Origin of the sequence: Ensifer adhaerens (genome assembly GCF_028993555.1) — a bacterium.
Classification (GTDB): Bacteria; Pseudomonadota; Alphaproteobacteria; order Rhizobiales; family Rhizobiaceae; genus Ensifer; species Ensifer adhaerens_I.
Map to the genome: position 1 here is coordinate 2,311,735 of NZ_CP118610.1, position 26,310 is coordinate 2,338,044.

Sequence of the window (26,310 nt, forward strand, 5' to 3'; positions counted from 1 at the left end):
GCCTAGTTCCCGGTTGTTGCTTGCGGCGCCGCGGCAGCCGGAGCAGTGCCTTCGGAGTCGTTGAAGAAACGGAAGAATTCCGAATGCGGCGACAGCACCAGCGTCGTGTCGGGGCTGCCGATCGACTGGGTGTAGGCCGACATCGAGCGGTAGAATTCGAAGAACTTCGGATCGCGCGCAAAAGCGTCGGCGAAGGTCCTCGTCCGTTCGGCTTCGCCCTCACCGCGCAGGATTTCCGAATCGCGCTGGGCGTCGGCGACGATCTCGACGACCTGACGGTCGGCGATGGCGCGGCGGCGCTGGCCCTCTTCGTTACCGCGGGCGCGGATGAGTTCGGCTTCCGCCAGACGTTCGGCCTTCATGCGGTCGTAGGTCTGTTGCGAAACTTCCTGCGTCAGGTCGGTGCGGCGGATGCGGACGTCCTCGATGTTGAGGCCGAGCGACTCGGCGTCGCCTTTGAGGTCGGCGCGAACTTCACGCATCATCGATGCGCGCTCGTCCGACAGCGCCGCCTCGAAGCCACGCAGACCGTAGACGCGTCGCAGAGACGCATCGAGACGGGTCCTGAGGCGCGACTCCGCAGCGTCGCGATCGCCCGAAACGGTCTCGCGGAAGCGGCGGGGATCGGCGATCTTGTAGACGACGAAGGCGTCGACTTCATAGAACTTGCCGCCCGAAACCTGGACACGGATGTTGTCGAGGTCAAAGCGCAGCGCCTGGTCTTCGACATACTGGACACGGTCGGCATCCATGAAGGCGAAGGGCAGCTTGAAGTAGAGGCCCGGCTGGCTCTTGACGTCCTTGATCTGACCGAAGCGCACGACGATTGCCTGCTGGCGCTCGTTGACCACGAAGACCGAGGAATAAATACCGACGAAGACGACGGCGAGCAGGATCAGGATAACGGAGGTACGGTTGTTGATCACTGTGCTGCTCCCGAGACTGCTGCGGCACCCGACGTGGTCGGACGGCCGATTTCATTCAGCGGCAGATAGGGCAGAACGCCCTGCCCGTTCTTCTCGTCGAGGATCACCTTCTTCGACTTGCCGAGAACGCCCTGCATTGTTTCGAGATAGAGGCGCTTGCGGGTCACTTCCGGCGCCTTGGAATATTCGTCGTAAACCGAGATGAAGCGCTGCGCTTCACCTTGTGCTTCCTTGACGACACGGTCCTTGTAGGCCGCTGCCTCTTCGCGGATCTGCGCACCCTGACCGCGGGCCTTGCCGAGCACCTGGTTGGCATACTGGTTGGCTTCTTCGACGAAACGGTCTTCGTCCTGTTCGGCACGCTGCACTTCGTCGAACGCATCGGCCACTTCGCGCGGCGGGGCTGCGTCTTCGATCGCGACCGTGTTAACGGAAACGCCGGCACCGTAGGTGTCCATCGTCGCCTGGATCGTGCTCTTCACGTCGGCAGCGATCGCCTGACGGTTGTCGCGGAAGATGTCCTGTGCCGGACGGCGGCCAACCACTTCGCGCATGGCGCTTTCGGCCACCTGCTGCAGCGTGTCGGACGGGTTCTCGACGTTGAACAGATAGGCTCTGGGATCGGTGACCGAGTAGAGCACCGAAAACTGCACGTTGACGATGTTCTGGTCGCCGGTCAGCATCAGGCCGGAATTCGCCTGGCCGCTGGCGCGCCCACCGATATTCTGCTGCTGCTCGGTGATCTTGACGAACTCGACGGTCTCGAATGGCCAGAAATGATAGTGCAGGCCGGGCATCGAGATCTCGTCCTTCGGCTTGCCGAAGCGCATCTCGACGCCACGCTCGTCCGGCTGGACGGTGTAGATCGAGTTGATCAGGATGAAGCCGACGATCAGCAGGCCGACAATGGCGAAGACGCCGCCGTTGAAACCGCCGGGAACGACGTTCTTAAGCTGGTCCTGGCCACGGCGGATGATCTCTTCCAGATCCGGCGGGCCGCCCTTGCCGCCGCGCGGCCGGTTTGGCCCCTGGCCCCAGGGCCCCTGATTGCCGCCGCCGCCGCCGCCCCATGGGCCGCCGCCGCCATTCTGATTGCTCCAGGGCATCAAAACCTCTCTGTTGAATACTTCCCACGCCAAACGGCCGCGCCACCGCACGGTCGTTTATGATGTGAAACCGTTATAGGTATCACCCGCACCGCTTTCAACGCGATAGGCCCGAGTTCACCGTAAATGGTTCAAAATAGTTGGCGATCCGGCGCGTCAGGCTGTCGCACGCCGCCTGAAGGTGACGAAATGCATGGCATGACTGTCCTTTTCACCCTGCGGCAGGTCCTCTTCGAACACCTTCTCGAAGACCTGCGCGTCGATATCAGGGAAGCGCGTATCGCCGTCGACCTCCGCCTGAACCTCGGTCACATGCAGGATGTCGGTTACCCCGATCGCCTGGCGATAGATCTCGCCGCCGCCGATAACGCAGATCTCATCGGCGCCGGTTGCCGCCGCCTCGCGGTTGGCAAGCGCGATCGCCGCATCGAGCGATGGCACGACACGAGCGCCTTCGGCGACAAAATCCGTGTTGCGGGTGATGACGATGTTGGCGCGGCCCGGCAGCGGCCGCCCGAGCGAAGCCCAGGTCTTGCGCCCCATGATGACCGGTTTGCCGATCGTCAGCGCCTTGAAGCGCTTGAGATCGGTCGAAAGCCGCCAGGGCAGATCGCCGTCACGGCCGATGACGCCGTTGGCGGCAACGGCGACGACGATCGATATCTTCGGATGGGTGCTCTTCGTTTCAGTCATGGAACCCGTTCGGTTTGCTGTCGATTTCCCTTGCCCGGTCATAGGCTGCCCGATCGGTCACCACGCGGATGTAGCGATCGACCACCGCGCTCTCCGGCAGGATCTTGCGCATCCATTGCAGCGCGCTTGCAAGCAGCAGGTCGGCCGCACTCATCGTCTCGCCGAGCAGATAGGTCCGGCGGGTGAGTACGTCGATCACATGCGCGCACATCTCGCTGTAAAGCCGCGCCTGCGCCGGATTGTTGATGGTGGCGCCGGAGATATGCGCGAGCGCTGTCGGCTCGATCACGCCGGCATAATAGGCAAGCCACGAGAGATAGGCGCCGCGCTCCTTGTGTCCCGGCGGCCGGCCGAGGCTGCAAGCGGGATAGAGGTCGGTCAGATATTGCACGACCGCCGCCGACTCCCAGATCACCGCGCCGTTGTGAATGAGTGCCGGCACCTGCTTGTGCGGATGCGGATTGTTGTCATCAGGCTCGCCGGAGCCATCCCAGCGGCGGATCGACACGTAGCGGATCTCGTATTCGGCACCCAGTTCCTCGAGCAGCCAGACGATACGCGACGACCGCGACAGGGGCGCATGGATCAGTGTGAGCATCATACCTCCCTTGAGGGCCAGCCCTCCCCGGTCACTCTTTGCCGCAGCGTCGTCAATTGACCTCACGGCCACGCCCGTGCCGTTCCGCAACGCTGATAACGAGTCTCGCTGCCCACGCCGGGACGTCGCTTGGCCGCGGACGGATCCGCGCCGCGTGCCTTAGACGGCGATCGGCGCCTTGATCGTTGAATCAGCTTCGTAGCCGATGAGCGTAAAGTCTTCGAAGCGGAAAGAAAACAGGTCCTTCACGTCAGGATTGATTTCCATCCGCGGCAACGCCTTCGGCGTGCGGCTCAGTTGCAGCCGGGCCTGTTCGAAATGGTTGTGATAGATGTGCGCATCGCCGAGCGTGTGCACGAAATCGCCGAGCTTGAGACCTGCCACCTGCGCCACCATCATCGTCAAAAGCGCATAGGACGCGATGTTGAATGGCACGCCGAGGAAGATGTCGGCGGAACGCTGGTAAAGCTGGCAGGAAAGCTTGCCGTCGGCCACATAGAACTGGAACAGGCAATGGCAGGGCGGCAGCGCCATCTCGTCGACCAGCGCCGGGTTCCAGGCAGAAACGATGTGGCGGCGCGAGTTCGGATTCGTCTTCAGGCTTTCGACGAGGCCTTCGATCTGGTCGATATGGCGCCCGTCTGGCGCCGGCCAGGAGCGCCACTGGTAGCCGTAGACCGGGCCGAGATCGCCGTTCTCGTCGGCCCATTCGTCCCAGATGGTGACGCCGTTTTCCTTGAGGTAGCGGATATTGGTATCGCCCTTCAGGAACCAGAGCAGTTCATGGATGATCGAGCGCAGATGCAGCTTCTTGGTCGTCAGGACCGGGAAGCCCTCGGAGAGATCGAAGCGCATCTGGTGGCCGAAGACCGAACGCGTGCCCGTTCCCGTCCGGTCGCCCCGGTCGGTTCCGTTGGTCATCACATGGTCGAGAAGGTCGAGATATTGCTGCATGGTCTGGCGCCGCCGATTCGTACTTTCCTCAAATTTAGGACGAAGCCGGCGGCGAACCAATGACCAAGGGACGATTATCCCGGATAATTCGGCTGCCCTAGAGGGGATGAGGAAAAGTGCGCGCGCTTTTCCGCCCGCATCCCGCTCCAACCAGGCGAAGCGATCACGTTTATGGTTTTGGGTCGATCGACCCAAAACCATCGTGATCTACAGCGCTTGCAGCTTCCCGAGGTTCTTCGCCACCAGGTAATAGAAGGTAACGCGCGACTTGGAGCGATCGGCAGACATCTCCTTGACCGTGGCGGCAATCGCCGTATCCGCGTCGGCACCGCTGATGCCGAGCTTCTTCTCGCACCATTTTTCCTTGACCCGCTCGAGTTCCTTGGGATCCGTCGCCGAAACGAGCGAGGAATCCTTGTTGCGAAGCGCAATGCCAAGGTGACGCACGATCTTGTTGACGATCGCCTCGTCGGCGCCGCTGTCGTATTTCTGCACATCTGCGAGGTAGTCCGTCATGAAGCCTCCAGGTTGCTTTGTTTCGCGAAACTGCGGCCCGACATTACCGGCCGCATGCAGCAGCGGGAGTTTTTCATGGCTGTCGGTCAAGTCAAGGCGGTTCGGCGGACACCCGACCCGGGACAAAGTCATATAACCGCTACATCCCCCTTTTCTTGGAGACCGGAAAGACCTATATGAACGGTGCCGTCTTCGGGCGGCTATGGCAATAAACGGGCGATGAAATAAACCCATTGGACCCGGGGGCGGTACCCGGCGCCTCCACCAAAAACCGATCCCTGGCGATCGGCTTTTGATGGGGGCGAAATAGGATCGACAAGGGCGTAAAGATCGACTTTTTGCTCGGCATTGTACCACCGTTATCGGGCTAAACTTATAGTTGCAAACGACAACTATGCTGAAGCACGTCTCGCTGCTTAATCGCGGTGCGACACTTCAAATCAAGTCCTTCCGGGTAGCACCGTAAGGCGGGGTCCGAAGGCACCTGGCAACAGAAGCCTTCACCTTCTCCCCCGCCTCGAAATGGTCTATAGATGCTCAAATAATTGACTCGTCCCTAGTGGATGGGTGATGAAAAGTGACGGCGTTAGCCGGCAGCAAGCAGTAAGATTGAGTTCGAGGAAAGACGGGACACTCATGGGCCAGGACCACATCCGCTACGACATTCTGGCACAGGACGCGCTCCGCAGCGTCATCCGCAAGGTCTTGACCGAGGTCGCCACGACAGGCCATCTGCCGGGCGAACACCACTTCTTCATCACCTTTCTGACCGGCGCGCCGGGCGTACGCATCTCGCAGCACCTCAAGGCGAAATATCCCGAACAGATGACCATCGTCGTCCAGCACCAGTTCTGGGAACTGAAGGTCACCGAGACTGGCTTCGAGATCGGGCTTTCCTTCTCCGACACCCCGGAACGCCTGGTGATCCCGTTCAACGCCATCCGCGGTTTCTACGACCCCTCGGTCAATTTCGAACTGGAGTTCGATGTCGCCGCCGGCGAGGAGGAGGAAGTGGAATCGGCAGAAATCACCGCCTATCCGGTTCCGGAAGAAAACGGCGAAGCCACGGCCAAGGAAGACAAGCCTACCGAACCGAAGAACGGCGGTGGCTCCGTCGTTTCGCTCGATTCCTTCCGCAAGAAGAACTGATCACCACCGGCTGCACGCTCCCTCCGGTCGCAGACGATCAGGGAAGCAGGAACGTGCGGCCACGCGAAGTGCTACAGCGACCTTTGCGCGTTGAAGGCGCGCTGCGCTGAAGGAGCATCGGATCATGACCGGCGACGTCGTCAATCTGCGCCAGTTCCGCAAGCGCCGTGAGCGCACGGAAAAGGAAAGGCAGGCCGAACAGAACCGTATCTCCTTCGGCCGAACCAAGGCCGAAAAATCCCTGACGAAAGCGCTGAACGACAAGGCCGAGACCCGCCTCGACCAGGGCCGTATCGAGCCGCCGACCAAGGACGAAGGCGGCGACAGCAAGGACTGAGCCGCCCTCCCCGAAGAAAACGATTCCGGAGCAAGGACTTGCGGCCGCTTTCAGAATCGAATTGCCAGGCAGTTGAATCGATCCTTCAGCCGCGTGTGGCAACTTTCCGCCCGAATCCCGCTCCAACCTGCTGCAGTCGATTCCATTTTCGGGGCGCTCCGCCCCAAAGTCATTTTGATCCAGAGACCGGACAATGATCCGCAAGCACTCCGCGACCCTGCACGGCCACCGCACCAGCTTCTCGCTCGAGGATGCCTTCTGGCAGGAGTTGAAAGAGATCGCTGTGGCAAGGGCTATGCCGCTTGCCCAGCTCATCGCCGAGATCGACGACGAGCGCAGCCCCGACAGCAACCTTTCCTCGGCCCTGCGGGTCTATGTGTTCGAATGGCTGAAATCGAAGATCGTGCCATCGTCGCGCGACGAGACCTGACTGCGAAAAATCGCCTAGCGGACACGGCCAAACTGTGTGCAGTCTGCAACAGCACAACCCGTTTCTTCCCTCATCAGCCCGCATCGTCGGCTGAAATCAGTTGTTTTCGAACAAACTTATATAAAAATGTCCTGATCGGGAGGCGGTTCATGCCGCTGTCTCACAGCGGGGGCGTTTCATGAGTATCACTACGCGACTGGGCCTTGCGGCCTGCCTGAGCCTGGTACCCTTTCTCTCAGCCAACGCGGCAGACATCACGCCGCTGATGGCCCCAGCCGCACCGGTCGAAGAAACCGAGAGTGGCTGGCAGTTCACCGTCGCCCCGTATTTCTGGATTGCCGGGCTCTCCGGCGATACGGCGCAGTTCGGTCTGCCGACCGTCCATATCGATTCCGACTTCAGCGATATCTGGAACAATCTCGACTTCGCCGCCATGGCGACCGCCGAGGCGCGCAACGATCGCTTCAGCATCTTCGGCGATCTGATCTATACGAAGCTTTCCGGCGACGGGAAGGCGCGCGGAATTCTCACCGACACGGTGGATGTCGATTCCGAGACCTTCGCCGGGCTCATCGCCGTCGGCTACACGGTGTTCGAGGACCAGCAATCGCATCTCGACGTCGTTGGCGGCGTGAAGATCTGGTCGGTCGATACCACCATCTCCTTCCATGGCGGACCGCTCAACGGCGTCAGCCGCGACGACAGCAAGACCTGGGTCGACGGTTTGGTGGGCCTGCGCGGCAACTACTTTTTCACGCCGGAAATCTATTTGACGGGCTGGGGCATGGTTGGCGGCGGCGGCGCCGACATCGACTGGGACGTCGGCCTTGGCCTCGGTTACCGCTTCAACGACACGATCTCGGCGATTGCCGGCTACCGTGCACTCGGCGTCGACTACGACAATGACGGCTTTATCTTCGATGTGGTGCAGCAGGGCCCAATTCTCGGCCTTTCCATCCGCTTCTGAAGCGTTCTCAAGAAAAAGAACCCGGTTGTCATGCAACCGGGTTTAAGAGGTGGTGATCCAGTCGTCACGCTTGTCAGCACTTCTCGCAACCGTCGTATTCGACGTCAAACAGCACGATTGGTCGCAGACTATCTGACCAGGCGAATTGCGCCCGGATTGTTGATGGTGTTGTTGGCAAGCGCCGCCTTGCAATCCAGTTTGAAGCTGCTGTTGCCGATCATGGTGATCTCCTGCGCGACGATGCGCACGCATTCGCCGCCGGTGGAGCCGTTGCCGGCATACTGGATCTCTTTCGATGCCGACATGTAGATGATGCCGGCAAGCGACGAGGCGCTGTTGCCGTTGATTGTCGCCGGCGCCGTATTGTTCCTGGCGGCAACGATTGCGAAACCTGCCCACTCACCGGTCAGCGATGGCGTGACCTTGAAGGTCGAGCCGCCGTGAATGTCGAGCTCGGCGCCGTTCATCAGAAAGAAGGTGACGCCTTCGCCGGTTATCACGGACTGGCTGGTGAATTTCAGCGCGCCGCCGTCGATGATGTAGGAGCCCGGCCGCAAAAGGACCTTGCCCTTGATCTCCAAGCCGCCGTAAGTGCCGGGTTTCAGTTCGACCGTATAGCCTGCGGGTGCGTTGTTCGGCGTTTTGCTCGTGCCGTTGCAATTGCCATTGCCGCCGCCGCCCGCAACGAAGTTCTGTCCGCATCCGGCGAGGTTCACCCAGCTCCCCGTCGTCGGCATTTTCTTTGACAGAAAGGGGTCGGGGATTGGCGGTACATCTTCCACCGCCTTGCCGCAGGCGAGTTCGAGATGGGCAAGCGTCGCCGAGACCTTGCCCGTGGCATAAAGACACTCGGCCTTCAACGTGGCCGAACCGCTGAGATAGATCGACTGTGTGTCGCTCGAATCCGACGTGATCGTACAGCCTGACGTATCGACGCTGGCACTGCCGCTCACTTCGAAGGCCCGGGTTGCGGTCGGGTGGAGTGCCAGAATGCACGCCTCCCTGCCCGGCATGCGCGCGGCGACGCTTTCTCGATTGATCGTATAGGGTCGAAGGCCCCAGAACAGTGGAGCGTATTTGAGCGCATAGGTCGTCGTCGCCGTGCTTTCGACGCCAGCGGTGCCGAAAGCAACCTTGATCGCCTGCGTCTCGACCGGCGTCGAGCCCCCCGATCCGATCTCGTCTATGATCTCCGGTATGCCGAAGTTGGCGAAGAAGGTGTTGTTCGCCAGATCCTTCGCCTTGGCTTCATCCTCCCCTTCGCCATACGACTTGACCGCGGAAAAGGCAGCCGCATCGAGCGCGGCCTGCATCTTGGCGGATTCGAGATTGATGCGGGCGAGATTGATGGCGATGGAAGCTCCCGTGAACAACGGTAGCATCACCAGAGCAGTCATGACGGCAAAGTTGCCGTTTTCGTCCTTAAGGATGCGGACGAGCGTGTTCTTCAGATTGCATAGCATCTTGTTTGTTGCCCCCTCAACAGATCACGACGACTTCGGAGCCCCGTGGCCCCAAAGCAAAAGATGTCATCGATTCCAATGAGTTGGAGCTAGACGTCGCCAGCAGGCCACGCCTCGCCCTGCGCTCCAAAACAGTTCGCTAATTTAGCGATCATTCGTAGCGAAAGAGCTTCTGAAATTGTTAAACTTTGTCGCATCCGGTCCGGCGCTGGGGATAATCCCCAGCGAAAACCGGAAGCATCGCTGAGATCCGGGCGGCGAGCACATTTGCGGATGTATTGGGCCTTGCCACGCATGCCGGACCCGCACGGGCGCAAGCGCAAAAGGCGCTGCCAAGGCGAGGCGATCCGGATCTGAATGTCGGCTATTGCACCGTGACGTCGGGCAGCACGTCGAAGTCCAGCTTCTGGCCAGATGGCCGCCCCGTGCCGCCCTGGGCATCGTCGGGACTACTCTGAGGCAGGATCGGCTGCTGTTCCGGGCCGGCGCCTCGTACCCGTGCCGGTCCCTGCTGCGCCCCACGGGCAGCTTCGGCCTGCCGTTCGGCTTCGGCCCTGCGCTCCGCCTCGGCCTTGCGTTCGGCCTCGGCGCGCGCTTCCACTTCTGCCTTGACGCGGGCCGCTTCCGCAGCCCCGGCAGCACGCCGGCGCTCTTCGGCAATGGCACGTTGCCGTTCCAGCCCGCGTGCTTCCGCCTTCGCCTTGTAAAGTGCCACTTCACGGCGCAGCCGCTGCTTTTCCAGCACGTTCGCCTGCAGGATCTCGACCCGGCGACGCTCGCGCTCGAAGGCGCGCAGCGACAGGAAATTGGCCAGGTCGGCAACGTCGAGGCTGACGCCCGGCGCCTCCAGCAGCCCGGCATAGCCGATGCGAACACGCGGTTCGCTACCGGCGAGCGCATCCTCGCCGGGCCGGAAGGTCAGGTCGATGCCGCCATCGATCCGGCCGGCCGCCAGGTCAAGCGCAGCTCCGCCCATGAAGGTGGCGTTGCCATCGCCAGCCGTAACGTTCTGCGCCCTCAAGACGCCGCCGGCGACGCTGAAGGGTGCCTTGACGACGCCAACCACCGATTGCCCCGAGAACACCGCTGCCTCCGCCGCGCTGCGAATGCTATCGGCGGAGATCTGGGTCTTCTGGCCGTCGGCGGCGGCAATCAGTTGCGGCAGAGCCGCACTGTTGATGCCGTTCAGCGTCATGCCGTTGAAAGTCGCGGTACCGGAACCGCTTGCCGAATGGGCCATCGCCTCCGGTGTTGCACCGGATGCTTCCAGAGCGACAGAAAGGTCGAACGTCCCGGTCGCCACCGGTGCGCCGGCATGGGTCCAGCCCGCCTGGGTCAGGTCGCCGCCCTTGACGTCGAGGCGCGAGCGCAGGAACCCGGAGCCGTTGGCGTTTCCGACCTGCACTCGGCCCGCAAGCTTGCCCCCCAGCCAGTCGCCGGTGGCATCGGTCAGCGAAAGCTCGTCGCCCTTCCATTCCATCTTGCCGGCAAAGCTGGTGACAGCCCCATAGACGCCCGGCCAGAACTTTCCGGCCTGCACATCGAGTGCCACGTTGAGACCCGTCCAGGCCGGCTGCGCAAGCGCGCCCTTCGAGAACGCGCCGTTCGCATCCTCGACCGGACCCAGGATGCCCTCGCCCAACCAGGCAAGATCGAGCGTGTCGAGTGTGATCTGGCCGGTGGCGGCGCCAGGCGTCTTGCGGTCGACCGTCAGGGTGCCGGTAAAGCCGTTGCGGTCCGCCTTGCCCTCGACCGCCGTCAACGCGATCGCTTCGGGGCTGGCGGCGACATCGGCCGAGATCGTCAGTGGCAGGCCGCTCCCCATCTGCGGCAGCGCGACCCCCTGCAGCAGCAGGTAGGGCTCCAGATCCTGGGTCTGGAGCGTCACCTTGGCCTGCCCCTCGAGGAAGTGATCGCGGGAAAGATCGACATTGCCCTTGGCGGCCAGCGACGACTTCTCGGTGGTAAACGTCACCGTGCCATTGGCCTTCGAACCTTCGGTGCTTTGCAGCTTGACCGAGAGAATGCCGTTGGCATCCGCATCGAAAGGCAAGGGATCGAAACCGGTCTGCCCGAGCAGCAGGCGCGTTTCTGGATTTTCGAGCGTCGCTTCGAGCAGGATGGCCTTGCCGGTCAACGCCTGCGCCATGTCAGGCGCCTGGTAGCTGGCTGCAATCTTGGTGCCGTTGGCCGTGCCGAAGATGCCGAAGGTCGCCGGCGCATTGCCTTCCTTGTTGCCGGCCGTCAGCGTCACGTCGAATGCGGCGTCGCTATAATAGGGGCCGGCCTTGATCAGCTGCCTGAGCGCCGGGTGGTTGACAGCGTGCCGGCCGATCATTTCCAGGAACGGCGTCAGGTTCTTGGCGGCAAGCTTCATCTTCGCCGAGACGACGGGCTTTTCCAGGTCGCCGCTGGCCCGGCCGGAAAAGGCGAGCTGCGCACCGGCCAGCGAACCGATCGCCACCCGTTCGGCCTGGAGCTGGCCGTTCTTCAGCGTCAGCACCGCCTGCACGTCCTTGGCTTCTTCACCGAAGGCGGAGAACTCGTCGGCCGAAAGGTCGGCGGCGATCGCGTGCTGCAGCAGCGTGTCGGTGGAGGCGTCGCCAGCCACCAGTCCGGTCAGTGCCTGAAGCGCCCCGAAATCGATGCGGTTGCCCTTGAGCTGCAGCGAGATGTTCGGCTGCTGCTCGGCAAAGGATTGCCGTTCGAGTCGGCCCTTCAGGCTCGCCTCACCGGCCGCCAGTTCGAGGTTTTCGAACTGCTGCAGCGTATCGGTCAGGTTCACCTTGGCCGAAAAGCCGGCGGTCTTCAGCTTGCGGATCGCCGGATCGACTGAGCCCGCCAGCCAGTTCGCAAGGCCGGAGGGCTGGTTGGAGGCAAGCAGCAGGTCGCCGCGGAAGCTGCGCTGTCCCTTGAGGTTCAGCCGCCCCGTGGCCTCGAGCTGGGTGCGCCCCGGCAGGAGCGCCACGACATTGTCGATCACCCAGCCGGCGCCGTCAGGCTGCACGTCGATGCGCACGTCGCGCACCGTCGTATCACCGACCACGATCGCCGGCAGCTTCAGGCTGGCGCGGCCCGGCACCTGCGGAATGGGAATCTCGGCCGCAATCGCCAGCATCGCATCCAGCCGCTGACGCATGGAAATCGCCGGATCGCGGCCGGTCTTGGCGTTGCGATTGGGGCCGATGCGGCTGACGTCGATCTGCTGGCCATCGGCAATCAGCAGGAACTTCTGGTCCTTGCCGGTATCGAGCGTTGCCTCGCCGGTCACCACATAGGGATCATCCGTCGCGCCGACCTCGAAGCGATAGTCGGGAACGCGGATGCTTTCGTTGGTAAGCTGGAAATCACCGTTGATGCGCAACGGCGCCCGCGCATCATCCTTCTCCTCGCCCTGCCGGTTTTCCGTCAGGGTGAAGCGGCCGCTGTAAACCGGCTTGAAGTCGACGATCTTCAATGCGCCGTCGGTCTCGACGCCGAAGGGGCGCTTGTCGGGCGTTACCCGCGCCTTGAGGCTGAGTGCGCCCGCTGCGTCGACTTCGTTGCTGGTAAAGGAGAAGCTGCCGACTTCGCCGTCGAGCGCCGCACGCCCCTCCACTTTCCAGGGTCCGGTCAGCGAACGGGCCGAGACGTCGGCGGCAAGCCCGCTCACGCGGCGGGTGCGGCCTGTCTGCTCGTCGATAAACTCGATCTGGCCATTGGTGATCTCGACGTTTTCAAGCACGACGGTCTTGGCCGGGATCGAAGTGCGGCGACCGCGGGCCCAGTCGAGCGTGCCGTCCGGCAGCAGCCTTACCTTGGCCTTCGGCCGATCGAGGCGCATGTCGAAGATCAGCGCCTCGCCGCTCAGGAAGGGGGCCAGTTCCGCAGCCATGGAAAACTGCGCCACCTGGATCAGCGGCTCGCCGTCATCGCTGGCGCCGACGCGCACGTCGTTGAGCGTCACCGTCGGGAACGGGATCAGCCGCGCATCGACGCTGCCATGCACGACGACAGGCTTGCCCATGATGCGGCTTGCTTCGCGCTCGAATTCCTTGCGAAAATCCGTCCAGTCAATGAACCACGGAGCGATCAGCGCCGCGAAGAGCGCAACGACCACAAGTCCACCGACAGCAAGCAATATTCGCGAAAGCACCGTGCCTACATTCCATCCAGTTCATCGGCGCATATGTGCGCCGCATGTCAGTTTGCGCGCCAGAGATTGGCGCCTGCAGCGCTGCGCGTCCTATCCGACGTGCAAGGGGGCGCGGCAGCACTTTGAAGTCCTGCATGTTCCTCGCCTCAAACCGGAAACGATCCAAGGAAACACGCAGTCCCGCTCTCATTTTCCGCATATTTCGGCCAGGGTCGATTCCGACTTCAGAACTATGCAGTAGCACACTTTGGCGCTGGCGCATTGCCCGAAAAATTGGGCCAAAAGCTGACGCGCGCCACGGGTTTCCGCCTCAGGCGAAGATCTTGCCCGGGTTGAAGATATTGTCCGGATCGAGCGAACGCTTGACCTGCCGCATGAGGTCCAGCGCATCACCTAGCTCGGCTTCCAGAAACGGCATCTTTCCCTGGCCGATGCCGTGTTCGCCGGTGCAGGTTCCGTCCATTTCGAGCGCCCGGGCATTCAGCCGCTCGACGAATGCCTCGGCACGCGCCACGTCGGCCGCGTCCTTGTCGTCAAACAGCAGGCCGACATGGAAGTTGCCGTCACCGGCATGGCCGACGATCGGCGCGGTCAGCCCGTGGGCGGCGCTGTCTTCCTGGGTCGCCACGACGCAATCGGCCAGCCTCGAGATCGGCACGCAGACGTCGGTCGACAGGATCGCCGCACCCGGGATCAGGCTCTTCTGTGCCCAATAGGCATTGTGCCTGGCCTTCCAGAGCCGTGCCCGCTCCTCCGGATTGGTCGTCCACTGGAAGCCCGAGGAGCCGAACTCCGAGGCGATTTCGCCAAACTGGCGCGATTGTAGTTCGACGCTCTCGGCGTTGCCGTGAAACTCGACGAAGAGCGTCGGCGTTTCGGCATAGGAGAGACTGGAATAGCTGTTGCAGGCCTTCATCTGCAGCGCGTCGAGAAGTTCGATGCGCGCCACCGGAATGCCCGACTGGATGGTGAGGATCACCGCGTTGCAGGCGTCTTCGATTGTCGGGAACGGGCAGACGCCGCCGGAAATCACCTCCGGTATGCCCTGCAGCCTGAGCGTGATCGAGGTGATGATGCCGAGCGTGCCTTCGGCGCCGACGAAGAGCCGCGTCAGGTCATAGCCCGCCGAAGACTTGCGCGCCCGGTGGGCCGTGCGGATCTCGCGCCCGTCTGATGTCACCACCGTCAGTGCCAGCACATTGTCCTTCATCGTGCCGTAGCGCACCGCATTGGTGCCCGAAGCCCTGGTCGAGGCCATGCCGCCGATCGAGGCGTTGGCGCCGGGATCGATCGGGAAGAAGAGACCGGTGTCGCGCAGATAGGTGTTGAGCTCCTCACGGGTGATGCCCGGCTCGACCCGGCAGTCGAGATCCTCGGCATTGACCTCCAGCACCTTGTTCATGCGGGCAAGATCGACCGAGATGCCGCCATTCGGCGCGTTTATATGGCCTTCGAGTGAGGAGCCGGTGCCGAAAGGAATGAGCGGCACCTTGTGGCGGGCGGCGATCTGGACGATCTCGCGCACATCCTGTGAGCTTTCGGCAAAGACGACGCCGTCGGGAAGCTGTGCCGGAATGTAGGTGGTGGTGTGGGCGTGCTGGGCGCGGATCGCCTCGCCCGTCTGGAACCGATCGCCGAAGCGGCCGGCCAGTTCTTCCTTCGCCGCCTTGATGCCGGCCTCGTTCCTCACGCCAGCTCTGATCGCCTTCAATGCCACGGAAAACGCCCTTCCTGTTGCATGCGCCGCCCTCCCGAAGCGGTGCTTCGGAAGCGCAGTCATTTCAAGGCGCTACTGTGCAAATCGGAATCACTTTGTCCAGACGCTCGCGCCCTTCATTGGCAGGCTAGCGCAGGAAAACGCCTGACGTGAGACCGGAGTGTCACAGGACCGTATGACAGGGTGGAAAACAGTGGGCCTTTCAGCGCGGCAGGCGCCTCAGCGCCGGCACGCAGAGGAGATAGAGCGCAATGCCCGCAACCCAGACCCAGCCGTCCCAGGAGGCGAGCGTCAGCGAATAGAGGCCGATGAAGAGCAACGGCCCGACGATCGACGCCAGGCTGGTGAGGCTCGCAAGCGCGCCCTGCAGCCGGCCCTGCCCCTCCTCGTCCACCGTGCGTGACAGCAGCGCCTGCAAGGCGGGCGAGCCGATGCCGCCGGCGGCGAGCAGCAACATGATCGGCAGCACCATCCAGCTTGCCGTGGCGAGCGCCAGCAGCCCATAACCGAGACTGTCGAGCAGGATGCCGAGCTGCAGCGCGCGGCGCTCGCCGAGGCGTGCTGCCGCCGGCCCGGAGATGACACCTTGCGCCACGGCATGCAGCAGACCGAAGATGGCGAGCGACAGGCCCGTCATCCGCGCATCCCAGCCGAACCGATGTTCGCCGAAGATCACCCAGAGCACGGCCGGCACCTGACCGACGAGCTGCATAACGAAGAATACGGTGACGAGCCGCATGAGAAGTGGACCGCGCAGGGTCTGGCGCAACCCCGCCAGTGGGTTGAATCCACCACCGGCAGCGACGCTCGCCGGGCCCATTCGACGGCTCTCCGGAAGGAAAAACAGGGCGAAGAGAAAACCGAAGCCGTTCATGACGGCGGCAGCGGCGAAGGGTGCATGCAAGCCAACCGAGCCTAGCAGCCCGCCGACGATCGGCCCCGCAATCATGCCGACCCCGAAACAGGCACCGAGCGTTCCGAAGTGCCGCGCCCGCTCCTCGCCTTGCGTCGTGTCGGCGATCGCCGCCCCGGCGACGGCGCCGGTCGCTCCCGTGATGCCGGCAATCATGCGGCCGAGATAGAGCACCGCCAGGCTCGGCGCCGTTGCCATGATCGAATAGTCGACCGCCGCACCGGCGAGCGAGATGATGAGCACCGGACGGCGACCATAGCGGTCGGAGAGAATGCCGAGCACGGGTGCGAAGGCAAACTGCATCACGGCATAGAGCGAGACCAGGATGCCGTAGTGCCCGGCGACCTCATCGGCATGAGTGAGGTTGCGCAAGAGACCCGGCAGCACCGGCATGACGAGGCCGATGCCGAACGCGTCGAGCGACCCCGCCGCAAAGAGCACCCAGAGCGCCTTGCGCCCTGCCCTCACGCCGCTTGCAGGCGGCGTTCCGCCGTCCGTCTTTTCAAGCGTCATCTTCGATTCCTTATCATTGATAAATTAATGCACAGGAAACTTATCAATGATAAATTGTCAAGCGACAGATGGAGCCGGACATGACGAAGCTGCAACGGGACGCCGTGGTGCGCACAGCACTGACATTGCTGAACGAGGTGGGACTGGACGGCCTGACGACCCGGCGGCTCGCCGAGCGGCTGGGCGTGCAGCAGCCGGCGCTTTACTGGCATTTCAAGAACAAGCAGGCGCTGATCGCAGCACTCGCCGAAGCGATGATGGCCGAGAACCACGATCGCTCGGTGCCGCAGCCGGACGAGGACTGGCGGGAATTCCTGACAGCAAACGCCCGCAGCTTCCGAAAGAGCCTGCTTGCCTACCGCGACGGCGCCCGCATTCACGCCGGCACCCGGCCAAGCGCATCGCAGATGACTGCAGTGGAAGCGCAGATCCGCTTGTTGCACGCAGGAGGGTTCGCGCCGGCCGACGCCGCCTCCGCGCTGCTCGTGATCAGCCACTATGTCGTCGGCGCGGTGCTGGAACAGCAGACCGCATTGGAAGCGGCCGAAGGAAAGGCCGATGCCGAAACAGCAACCGTGGAGACGGCACCACTCCTTGCAGCCGCCATGGAGGAACTCGACAGAAGCGGACCGGACGCGACCTTCGAATTCGGCCTCAGCACGATCATCGAGGGCTTGGCACCGCGGCGCGAGAGCTAGGCGACCCGCCGGACGAAATCAGTGCGGAAAGCGATTCAACTTCAAGGCACTGCCAGCGAAATCGGAATCAGTTTCAGAAGATCCGGACCCACCTATGAGGGTGAAAGCGCAGAAAACACCTGCTCAATTGCCGGCGTTGGATTATCATGTTGGGGTGAAGGGAGAGAGGCAATGCTGGGTCTCACCGCTTTGCTCACCGCGTCGATCTTTTTCGGCGCCGCCGTCTACATCAATCTGGTCGAACAGCCCGCAAGGCTCCATCTCGACGATCGCGCCGCGCTGGCGCAATGGGTTCCTTCCTACCGCCGCGCCTTCGAGATGCAGGCGACGCTCGCCCTTCTCTCGGGCCTGCTCGGCGCGGCCGCCTGGGGAAGGACCGGCCATGTTCTCTGGGGCATGGGGGCCGCGATCATCATCCTGAACTGGCCCTATACGCTGCTCTTCGTCATGCCGGTCAATCGCAAGCTGGAGGCAACGCGGCCGGAGGAGACCGGGGAAGAAAGCCGCAGCCTGCTCAAGCGCTGGGGCAGGCTCCACGCCGGCCGAACCGCGCTCGGCGGGCTGGCGGCAACGATTTTCCTCATTGCCGCCTGGCTCGAAATGTAGCGTAGGACTGACCGTCAGCTACCGACTTAGTGCGCCTCCAGCGCCGCTGCCGCGTCCATCTCCTCGTGCAGCTTGCGCTCTTCGTCCGCATGCGGCTTGGTAAAGCGGGCAATGACGAGATAGGCGACCGGCGTCAGGTAGAGCGTGACGATCACCGCAAGACCAAGACCACCGACCAGAACCCAGCCGAGCGCGATGCGGGCTTCGGCACCCGCTCCGCTTGCGAGCACCAGCGGCACCGCGCCGACGATGGTAGCGATCATTGTCATCATCACAGGGCGGAGGCGGATGTTGGCGGCGTTCTCGATCGCCGAGCGCACATCCTGGCCGCGGTCGCGCAGCTGGTTGGCGAATTCGACGATCAGAATGCCGTTCTTCGCCATGATGCCGACAAGCATCACGAGACCGATCTGGCTGTAGATGTTGAGCGTGTTGCCGGTCATGATCATCGCAAAGACTGCACAGGCAAGGCCGAGCGGCACCGTCGACATGATGATCAGGCCGCTGACGAAGCTCTCGAACTGGGCGGCCAGCACCAGGAAGATGATGACGAGGGCAAAGCCGAAGGTGACAAACAGGCCGTTGGCGTTTTCGTTGAGCGTTGCGGCTTCGGCAAGCGGCATGATGCGCGAGCCCGGCGGCAACAGCGGTTCGGCCATCTGCTCGACCATGGTCAGCGCCTCACCGAGCGCCAAGTCCGATTTCAGGCCCGCCGAAAGCGACACTGCGCGAAGCTGCGATTCCCGCGACAGCTGCGGCGCCACCGCCATCTCCTCGACGCTGGCGATCGTCGACATCGGCACGATCTTGCCGTCACCGGCCTTCAGGAAAATGTTCTGCAGGTCGGTCGGGTCGTTGACCGGATTGGTCGAGGACAGAAGCTTCACCGGATAGGATTCGCCGTCGACATAGACGTCGACGACGCTGTTGCCGTCGAGCATGGCCTGCAGCGCCCAGGCAAGGCCGCCGATATCGACGCCCATGTCGGAGGCACGCTCGCGGTCGATGGTAATCGAAAGCTGCGCCTGGTTGGCCTCATAATTGAGCCGCACGTTCTCGAAGCGGCCGCTGTCTTCCATCTGGCGCACCAGCTTTGCCGCCGCATCGCCGAGCTTGTTGTAGTCGTTGCCGACCAGCGCCACCTGCAGGCCGCTGCCGGCGCCGCGAATACCGAGGCTGTTCGGCTGCATCGCAAAGACGCGCACCGAAGGAATGCGCCCCGTCACCTTGTTGATATCGGCGACGATCTGCTGCTGGCTGCGGTCGCGCTTGTCCCAGGGAGCCAACGTCAGCACCATGAAGCCGCTGTTGACCGAACCGCCCTGCCCAGAGATCGAGAAGATGTTGTCGATCTCGCCGGATTTCACCAACGGCTGCAAGCCGTCCTCGATGCGGCGCATCTGGGCCTGGGCGTATTCGAGCGAGACACCCTGCGGAGCGTTGATGCGCATCATGATCTGCGAACGGTCTTCCGTCGGCGTCAGCTCCGATTTCAGCGTCAGGAAGCCGGCAGCCCCCATGGCGGTGAAGAACCCTGCGACGACGAAGACGATCAGCGGCGAGTTGAGGCAGGCGCGCAGCGTCACCCGGTAGAAGCCGGCTGCCCGCGCGCCGAACCGCGCCATCGGCCCCGGAACGGTGTGCGTTTCCTTGGTCAGCATGCGCGAGGCAAGCATCGGGCAGAGCGTCAGCGACACGAAGGATGACAAGAGGATCGCGAAGGCGAGCACGAAACCGAATTCGCGGAAGAGACCGCCGGTCTGCCCCGGCAGGAACGACAGCGGCACGAAGACGGCGGCAAGGGTCGCGGTCGTTGCCAGCACCGCGAAGAACACTTCGAGCGTGCCGTGCACGGCTGCCGCCCGGGGGCCAAGCCCCTCGGCGCGCCGGCGCACGATGTTCTCGAGCACCACGATCGCATCATCGACCACGAGACCCGTCGCCAGCACGATCGCAAGCAGCGTCAGGATGTTGATCGAGAAGCCTGCGAGATAGATCGCCGCCACCGTGCCGATCAGCGCGATCGGCATGCTGATCGTCGGAATAAGCGTCGCCCGCCAGTCGAGCAGGAACATGTAGATGACCAGCGTCACGATGAAGACGGCGACGATCAGCGCGATCTCCACCTCATGGATGGCGCCGTTGATGAAGACGGCATCGTCGCTGGTGATCCGGAGCTGCGTGCCCTCGGGCAGGATCTGCGTCTGGATCGTATCGACGACCTTGCGCACGCCCTCGGAGATATCGACGGTGTTGGACTGCGCCTGGCGGACGATGCCAAGACCGATGCCCTGGCGGCCGTTGGAGCGCAGTGCTGTCGTGCCGGTATCGGGACCGAGCGTCACGGTGGCGACGTCGCGCAGGCGCACATTGTTGACGAGGATCAGGTTTTCGAACTGCTCCGGCGTCTGCAGGTCAGCCGTGGCGCGCACCGAGATGTCCTGGCTGGCGCTGGTGAGCTTTCCGGCCGGAACGTCGTAAGAAGCGTTGGCAAGCGCCGTCCTGAGGTTTGCCACCGTCACCCCGCGCCCGGCGAGCTTCGCCTGATCGAGGTCGATGCGGAAGATCTTCTCCTGGTCGCCGTAGACGGCGACATCGGCAACGCCTTCGACGGCCGCCAGCCGGTCGCTGATCTCGTTTTCGACAAGCAGCGTCATGTCTTCCATCGACATCGTGTCGGAGGTGAGCGCGAGGCGCATGATAGGCTGGCTGTCGGCATCGGCCTTCACGATGCTCGGCTCGTCGACGTTGTCGGGCAGTTGGTTACGCACCCGGCCGAGCGCGTCGCGAATGTCGTTCGAAGCCTGGCCGATATCGGTGGTGTCGGAAAACTGCAGCGTCACCCGGCTGCGGCCAAAGGACGAGGTCGACGAGATGTCGCGAATGCCCTGGACGCGCGACACGGCACCCTCGACCACCGAGGTCACCTCGCGGTCCATCGTCTCAGGTGCTGCACCATCAAGCGTGGTCGTCACCGAAATCACCGGCTGATCGACCTGCGGCAGTTCGCGGATTTCGATACCGTTCCAAGCCGCAAGCCCGGCAACGACGATCAGCGTGTTGACGACGAGCGCAAAGATCGGCCTGCGGATGAAGAGTGCGGTGAAGCCGGTCTTGCCGCGCTCGCGGGCGGACGTTTTGCCTCCTGCGCTCCCGTGGCTTCCGCTTCCATGGCCACTTGCCTGACTGTCGCCCCCGCTCACTTGGTTTCCTCCGCGACCTTCTGGGCCTGGTCCTGCTTGCGCTCGCGGCCGGCGATGCGCACATCGCCGCCATCGCGCAGGCGCTGCACGCCCTCGGTCACGATCTCGTCGCCTTCGTTAAGGGCCGCGTCGACAAGTACCTTGTCCGGATTGCGCTGGATGATCTTCACCGGCACCTTTTCGCTCTTGTCGCCGGCAACGCGCCAGATGTAGGAGCCTTCCGAGCTCCACTGGATCGCCAACGGATCGACCGTCGGATAGGTGTCGCCGTCAAACGCGACGGTGACGGAGAAGGACATGCCCGCCCTCAGCCTATCGTCGGGGTTTTCGAGCCGCGCCCGCACGCGCAGCGTGCGGCTTGCCTGGTCGAGACGGTTGTCGATCGCATGGATCGCGCCGTCGAGCTGGTTTGCCGGCTGGGCGATCGCAAAGGCGGTGACCGGCTGGCCGACGGTGATCTTGTTGGCGAAGCGCTCCGGCACCCAGAAATCGACGAGGATTTCCGAGCGGTCGTCGACGACAGCGATCGGCGCCGTCGTCGTGACGTAGTCGCCAACATTGACGGTGATGATGCCGACGACGCCCTTGGAGGGTGCAACGATGTCGCGGCGTTTCAGGTCGAGCTCGGCGGTCTTCAAGGCCAGTTCCGCTGTCTGCATGGCGATTTCCGCGTCGCGAACCTCGACGGCGGTCACCGCCCGTGCCGTGCTGAGGTTGCGATAGCGCTCGACCTTTTCGCGCGCGCTGTCGCGGTTCAGCCGCGCCTGGTCGGCGGCAATCTTCTGGTCGTCGCTGTCGAGCCTTGCTATCACCTGGCCCTCGGCCACCCTGTCGCCGGAGCGCACGAGAATTTCGGTGAGATTGCCGGTTGCCGTCGGCGTGACGGTGACGGAATGGATCGCTTCGCCGTTGCCGATCGCGTTCAGCCGGTCGTTGACGATGGATGTGCCCGAAGGCCGGACCATGACGAGGATGGCATTGTTGCCGCCCTGGCCGCGGCCATTGCCGCGCTCGCCGCCCTGGCCGCCACCGGAGCCGGGCTTCGACAAGGCATCGATCAACGGGTGAGAAACGCCGATAGCGGCGAGCGTTTCACCTGCGCCGGGCACGAACCGCACCCAGACGGTTGCGCCCACGAGAAGCACAGCGGCGCTTACCGCAAGCTGTTTCCAAACCCGCATTCAAGTCTCCAGATTAAGCATAAAACACGCCCCAGCGCGGCGCGGCCGGCGGTTCGTTCCGATTGCGCGAAGTATCCCTGTTCGCGCGCGCCGGGGCAATGACGGAATGCCATCATTACGCAATTGTAATAAAAGCGAATTTGGTGGCGGCATGATGACGCGCGGAGCAATTGTGCCGCAGCTTTCAGCGTGAACCGCACTTTGCTGCATAAGCCGGCATTTACAGCGGCCTCGGTCGCGCTATCCTGCAACCGCCGGCCGCTTTTTCGAGCGGTTTCGCCGTCTGGTTTTCAATTTTCTGGAAGGGGAGAAGAACGATGTGCGATGCCTGTGTGATGGAAACGGTCAAGGCGCGCATGCTGTCGCGCCGCAACTTCTTCAAGGCGGCAGCGGTTGGAACCGCGGGGCTTGCCGCGGCAAGCGTCGGTGCGGCACCGCCCGCCCTGGCTCAAGGGCACGGGAGCGTCACCGATCTCACCCACGAACTGCACGAGGATTTCCCGACCTTCTTCGGCCAGCAGCAGTTCTTCCGCGAGGAAAAGTTCAACTACGCCAAGGACAAGTTCAACCTGTTCGAGCTCAGGGTGAACGAACACACCGGTACCCATGTTGACGCGCCTCTGCACTTTTCGGCCGATGGTCTCTCGGTTGCCGAACTCCCGGTCGAAAAGCTGGTCGTGCCGCTCGTGATCGTCGATATCCGCGCGAAGGCTGAGGCCGACGCCGATGCACAGGTCACGCCCGATGACATCAAGGCCTGGGTCGCCACCAATGGCGAGATCCCGGAAAACGCCTGCGTCGCCATGCTCTCGGGCTGGGGTGCCCATATGGGCACGGACAAGTTCCGCAATGTCGATGGCAACGGCAAACTGCACTTCCCTGGCTTCCATGTGGAGGCGGCGAAATATCTCATCGAAGAGAGCAAGGCTGCCGGCATCGCCGTCGATACGCTTTCGCTCGATCACGGCCCCTCCCCGGATTTCGCCACACACTATGCCTGGCTGCCGGAGGGCCGCTGGGGACTGGAGGCCGCCGCCAATCTCGACAAGCTGCCGGCCAAAGGCGCAACGCTCATCCTCGGCGCGCCGAAGCACCGCGGCGGCACCGGCGGCCCGGCGCGCGTCTTCGCCCTTGCTTGATCCATCTTCTTCAATCCGGCGGCGCAGGGCCGCCGGCAACACCCTTTAAGGGAAAACCATGAGCACCGTTACCCCGCCGAAGAACCCGGAAACCGACCCGCGCGTGAAAGCCGTGTTCGACGATATCCGCGCGACGCGCAAATCCGATTTCATCAACAATATGTGGCTGTGGCTCGCCTTCGATCCGGACCTGCTGGAGCAGACCTGGCGCGACGTCAAGGCGGTGATGGCGACACCTTCGGCGCTCGATCCGCTGGTCAAGGAGATGCTCTATATCGCCGTTTCCGTGACCAACGGCTGCGGCTACTGCGCCCATTCCCATACGGCGGCGGCGAAGGCGAAAGGCATGAGCGATGCCGAGCATGCGGATCTGCTGCGCGTCATCTCGCTTGCCGCCCGCACCAACCAGCTGGCGACGGCGCTACAGGTGCCGGTTGATACCGTGTTCGACAGGACGGCAGACTAAACGACGGTGCCAAGAATAAGCGGTCTCGAAATCGCCTGTCTTTCCACAGGCTTGGTGCGTCCGGCGCAGAAAACGGAATAAAAGAAGAACATCCTTTCTGGCCTTTCCCCACCGAATCACTACATTGAGCCGCATGATGAGTGGTTTCGACGACATTCCCTTCTTCGACGAGGAGCCGGCGCCGCGCAAGCAGCCACCAGCCTCCGGAGGTGTTCCTGCTGCCGGCGGTATCGCCGCACGCGCCATGGCCGCGCGCGATCGCGCCCAGCCGCGCCCGGATTATCTTTCCGGCCTCAATCCGGAACAGGCGGAAGCCGTCGAGACGTTGGATGGTCCCGTGCTGGTTCTCGCAGGTGCGGGCACCGGCAAGACCAGGGTGCTCACCACCCGCATCGCCCACATCCTTTCCACCAACCGCGCCTTCCCTTCGCAGATCCTGTCGGTGACCTTCACCAACAAGGCGGCGCGCGAGATGAAGGAGCGCATCGGCGTGCTCGTCGGCCATGCGGTCGAAGGCATGCCCTGGCTTGGCACCTTCCACTCGATCGGTGTCAAGCTGCTGCGCCGCCATGCCGAGCTCGTCGGCTTGCGTTCCGACTTCACCATTCTCGACACCGATGACGTGGTGCGGCTGATCAAGCAGCTCATCCAGGCCGAAGGCATCGACGACAAGCGCTGGCCCGCCAAGCAGTTCGCCGGCATGATCGACGGCTGGAAGAACAAGGGGCTTGATCCCGCCCAGATCCCCGAGGGCGATGCCCGCGCCTTTGCCAATGGCAAGGGCCGCGAGCTATACGCCGCCTACCAGAACAGGCTGTTGACGCTGAACGCCTGCGACTTCGGCGACCTGCTGCTGCATCCGATCCGCATCTTCCGCATGCATGCGGATGTGCTGAAGGACTATCACGACAAGTTCCGCTACATCCTCGTCGACGAGTACCAGGACACCAACACCGCGCAGTACATGTGGCTGCGGCTGCTCGCCCAGCGTCCCAAGGGCGTGCCGCAGAACGTCTGCTGCGTCGGCGACGACGACCAGTCGATCTATGGCTGGCGCGGCGCGGAAGTCGACAATATCCTGCGCTTCGAGAAGGATTTCCCGGGCGCCAAGGTGATCAAGCTCGAGCGCAACTACCGCTCGACTGAACATATCCTCGGTGCTGCCGGCCATCTGATCGCCCACAATGAGGGCCGCCTCGGCAAGACGCTCTTTACCGACCGCACCAATCCGGATGACGAGAAGGTGCAGGTGCACGCCGCCTGGGATTCCGAAGAGGAAGCCCGCGCCGTCGGCGAGGAGATCGAGCAGCTCCAGCGCCAGAAGCACAATCTGAACGACATGGCGATCCTGGTGCGCGCCTCGTTCCAGATGCGCGAGTTCGAAGACCGCTTCGTCACGCTCGGCCTCAACTACCGCGTCATCGGCGGCCCGCGCTTTTACGAGCGCCTCGAAATCCGCGATGCCATGGCCTATTTCCGCCTCGTCTGCCAGCCGGCCGATGATCTCGCCTTCGAGCGCATCGTCAACACGCCGAAACGCGGGCTTGGCGACACCACCGTGCGCACGCTGCACGACTATGCCCGCGCCCGCGACATTCCGATGCTGGCGGCCGCCTCCGAGATCATCGAGACCGACGAGCTGAAGCCGAAGGCGCGCAAGGCCCTCTTCGACGTCGTCACCGATTTCCGCCGCTGGCAGACGCTGCTTGAAACCACCGTTCACACCGAACTTGCCGAACAGATCCTTGAGGAAAGCGGCTACACCGACATGTGGAAGGCCGACAAGTCGGCCGAAGCCCCCGGGCGGCTCGAAAACCTGAAGGAACTCATCCGCTCGATGGAAGCCTTCGAGAGCCTGCGCGGCTTCCTCGAACACGTTGCCCTCGTCATGGATGCCGAGCAGAACGAGAATCTCGACGCCGTCTCGATCATGACGCTGCACTCGGCCAAGGGCCTGGAGTTCGATACCGTCTTCCTGCCCGGCTGGGAGGAAGGCCTCTTCCCGCACCAGCGCGCGCTCGACGAGGGCGGCCGCTCCGGCCTTGAGGAAGAACGCCGCCTTGCCTATGTCGGCATCACGCGGGCCAAGCACCGCTGCCACATCTGGTTCGTCTCCAACCGCCGCATCCACGGCCTCTGGCAGTCGACCATGCCGTCGCGCTTCCTGGAGGAGCTGCCGCTCGCCCATGTGGACGTCGCCGAAAACGAGCAGTCCTATGGCGGTTACGGTCGCGGCGGCTACGGCCAGTCGCGCTTCGACAAGGCCGATCCGTTCCAGAACACGTATTCGACCCCCGGCTGGAAGCGCGCCCAGCAGCACCGTTCCGACGCCACCCGCGACAACTGGGGCACCCGCTCCGGCCACGCGGTCGAGCGCATCGGCTACGGCGAAAGCGGCCCGCGCGGCCGCACCATCGACGGCGAGCTGGTGGCAAAATCGACGGCCACCGAACCTTCACGCTTCTCGATCGGCGACCGCGTCTTCCACATGAAGTTCGGCAACGGCAACATCGCCGCCATCGAAGGCAACAAGCTCACCATCGACTTCGACCGCGCCGGCCAGAAGCGGGTGCTGGACGGGTTTGTCGAGAAGGTGTGAG

General features: G+C 63.2%; 21 protein-coding genes and 1 other RNA gene. 10 read left to right on the forward strand and 12 right to left on the reverse strand.

Features of this window, described 5'->3' with window-relative positions; translation table 11 throughout:
• Positions 1-2: 2 nt before the first annotated feature.
• The 6 genes from hflC to PWG15_RS11395 form a co-directional block, all read right to left on the reverse strand.
• Positions 3-926, reverse strand: a complete 924-nt coding sequence (gene hflC, locus PWG15_RS11370; protein WP_275019883.1) for a protease modulator HflC — start codon at positions 924-926, stop codon at positions 3-5.
• On the reverse strand, positions 923-2,032 hold the full coding sequence (gene hflK, locus PWG15_RS11375) for an FtsH protease activity modulator HflK (protein ID WP_275019884.1): 1,110 nt from the start codon (positions 2,030-2,032) through the stop codon (positions 923-925). Before hflK ends, hflC begins: the two co-directional genes overlap by 4 nt.
• Positions 2,033-2,188: 156 nt before the next feature.
• Positions 2,189-2,725, reverse strand: coding sequence for a dihydrofolate reductase (locus tag PWG15_RS11380; RefSeq protein WP_275019885.1), 537 nt, complete (start codon positions 2,723-2,725; stop codon positions 2,189-2,191).
• Positions 2,718-3,323, reverse strand: coding sequence for a glutathione S-transferase (locus PWG15_RS11385; RefSeq protein WP_275019886.1), 606 nt, complete (start codon positions 3,321-3,323; stop codon positions 2,718-2,720). Before PWG15_RS11385 ends, PWG15_RS11380 begins: the two co-directional genes overlap by 8 nt.
• A gap of 159 nt (positions 3,324-3,482) precedes the next feature.
• Positions 3,483-4,277 (reverse strand): thymidylate synthase, encoded by a 795-nt coding sequence (locus PWG15_RS11390; RefSeq protein WP_275019887.1) that lies wholly within the window; start codon positions 4,275-4,277, stop codon positions 3,483-3,485.
• Positions 4,278-4,484: 207 nt separating this feature from the next.
• Complete coding sequence (locus PWG15_RS11395; protein WP_065375037.1) at positions 4,485-4,793, reverse strand: DUF2853 family protein; 309 nt, start codon at positions 4,791-4,793, stop codon at positions 4,485-4,487.
• A 146-nt stretch (positions 4,794-4,939) separates the two neighbouring features.
• On the opposite strand from PWG15_RS11395, the gene ssrA reads away from it, so the two are divergent.
• The 5 genes from ssrA (at position 4,940) to PWG15_RS11420 (ending at position 7,676) form a co-directional block, all read left to right on the forward strand.
• Positions 4,940-5,298, forward strand: a transfer-messenger RNA (tmRNA) gene (gene ssrA / locus PWG15_RS11400).
• A 131-nt stretch (positions 5,299-5,429) separates the two neighbouring features.
• Positions 5,430-5,942, forward strand: a complete 513-nt coding sequence (locus tag PWG15_RS11405) for an SspB family protein (RefSeq protein WP_275019888.1) — start codon at positions 5,430-5,432, stop codon at positions 5,940-5,942.
• Between the two features lie 124 nt (positions 5,943-6,066).
• Positions 6,067-6,279 carry a DUF4169 family protein gene (locus PWG15_RS11410; RefSeq protein ID WP_275019889.1) on the forward strand — a complete coding sequence of 71 codons (213 nt, stop codon included), beginning with the start codon at positions 6,067-6,069 and terminating at the stop codon, positions 6,277-6,279.
• Between the two features lie 193 nt (positions 6,280-6,472).
• On the forward strand, positions 6,473-6,709 hold the full coding sequence (locus PWG15_RS11415) for a ribbon-helix-helix domain-containing protein (protein WP_275019890.1): 237 nt from the start codon (positions 6,473-6,475) through the stop codon (positions 6,707-6,709).
• A 178-nt stretch (positions 6,710-6,887) separates the two neighbouring features.
• On the forward strand, positions 6,888-7,676 hold the full coding sequence (locus PWG15_RS11420; RefSeq protein ID WP_425536699.1) for a hypothetical protein: 789 nt from the start codon (positions 6,888-6,890) through the stop codon (positions 7,674-7,676).
• A 128-nt stretch (positions 7,677-7,804) separates the two neighbouring features.
• Here the strand turns inward: PWG15_RS11420 and PWG15_RS11425 are convergent, their stop codons facing one another.
• The 4 genes from PWG15_RS11425 to tet form a co-directional block, all read right to left on the reverse strand.
• On the reverse strand, positions 7,805-9,139 hold the full coding sequence (locus PWG15_RS11425; RefSeq protein WP_275019891.1) for a TadE/TadG family type IV pilus assembly protein: 1,335 nt from the start codon (positions 9,137-9,139) through the stop codon (positions 7,805-7,807).
• 364 nt (positions 9,140-9,503) lie between these two features.
• Entirely contained in the window at positions 9,504-13,238 is a 3,735-nt protein-coding gene (locus PWG15_RS11430; RefSeq protein ID WP_425536757.1) for an AsmA family protein, read from the reverse strand.
• 346 nt (positions 13,239-13,584) lie between these two features.
• Positions 13,585-14,991, reverse strand: a complete 1,407-nt coding sequence (locus PWG15_RS11435; RefSeq protein ID WP_275019893.1) for an FAD-binding oxidoreductase — start codon at positions 14,989-14,991, stop codon at positions 13,585-13,587.
• A gap of 202 nt (positions 14,992-15,193) precedes the next feature.
• On the reverse strand, positions 15,194-16,417 hold the full coding sequence (gene tet, locus PWG15_RS11440) for a Tet(A)/Tet(B)/Tet(C) family tetracycline efflux MFS transporter (RefSeq protein WP_275019894.1): 1,224 nt from the start codon (positions 16,415-16,417) through the stop codon (positions 15,194-15,196).
• Between the two features lie 80 nt (positions 16,418-16,497).
• Here tet and tetR point away from each other — a divergent pair, with 80 nt between their 5' ends.
• Both tetR and PWG15_RS11450 read left to right on the forward strand, forming a co-directional pair.
• Positions 16,498-17,115: a tetracycline resistance transcriptional repressor TetR gene (gene tetR, locus PWG15_RS11445; protein WP_275019895.1), complete on the forward strand. Its 618-nt coding sequence runs from the start codon at positions 16,498-16,500 to the stop codon at positions 17,113-17,115.
• Between the two features lie 171 nt (positions 17,116-17,286).
• Entirely contained in the window at positions 17,287-17,721 is a 435-nt protein-coding gene (locus PWG15_RS11450) for an anthrone oxygenase family protein (protein ID WP_275019896.1), read from the forward strand.
• A gap of 26 nt (positions 17,722-17,747) precedes the next feature.
• Here the strand turns inward: PWG15_RS11450 and PWG15_RS11455 are convergent, their stop codons facing one another.
• Both PWG15_RS11455 and PWG15_RS11460 read right to left on the reverse strand, forming a co-directional pair.
• Positions 17,748-20,813 carry an efflux RND transporter permease subunit gene (locus PWG15_RS11455; RefSeq protein WP_275024407.1) on the reverse strand — a complete coding sequence of 1,022 codons (3,066 nt, stop codon included), beginning with the start codon at positions 20,811-20,813 and terminating at the stop codon, positions 17,748-17,750.
• A 107-nt stretch (positions 20,814-20,920) separates the two neighbouring features.
• Complete coding sequence (locus PWG15_RS11460) at positions 20,921-22,105, reverse strand: efflux RND transporter periplasmic adaptor subunit (RefSeq protein ID WP_275019897.1); 1,185 nt, start codon at positions 22,103-22,105, stop codon at positions 20,921-20,923.
• 317 nt (positions 22,106-22,422) lie between these two features.
• Between PWG15_RS11460 and PWG15_RS11465 the strand changes: the two genes are divergently transcribed.
• The 3 genes from PWG15_RS11465 (at position 22,423) to PWG15_RS11475 (ending at position 26,309) form a co-directional block, all read left to right on the forward strand.
• Positions 22,423-23,244, forward strand: coding sequence for a cyclase family protein (locus tag PWG15_RS11465; RefSeq protein WP_275019898.1), 822 nt, complete (start codon positions 22,423-22,425; stop codon positions 23,242-23,244).
• A 58-nt stretch (positions 23,245-23,302) separates the two neighbouring features.
• On the forward strand, positions 23,303-23,710 hold the full coding sequence (locus PWG15_RS11470) for a carboxymuconolactone decarboxylase family protein (RefSeq protein WP_275019899.1): 408 nt from the start codon (positions 23,303-23,305) through the stop codon (positions 23,708-23,710).
• Positions 23,711-23,843: 133 nt separating this feature from the next.
• Complete coding sequence (locus PWG15_RS11475; RefSeq protein ID WP_275024408.1) at positions 23,844-26,309, forward strand: ATP-dependent helicase; 2,466 nt, start codon at positions 23,844-23,846, stop codon at positions 26,307-26,309.
• Position 26,310 lies beyond the last annotated feature (1 nt).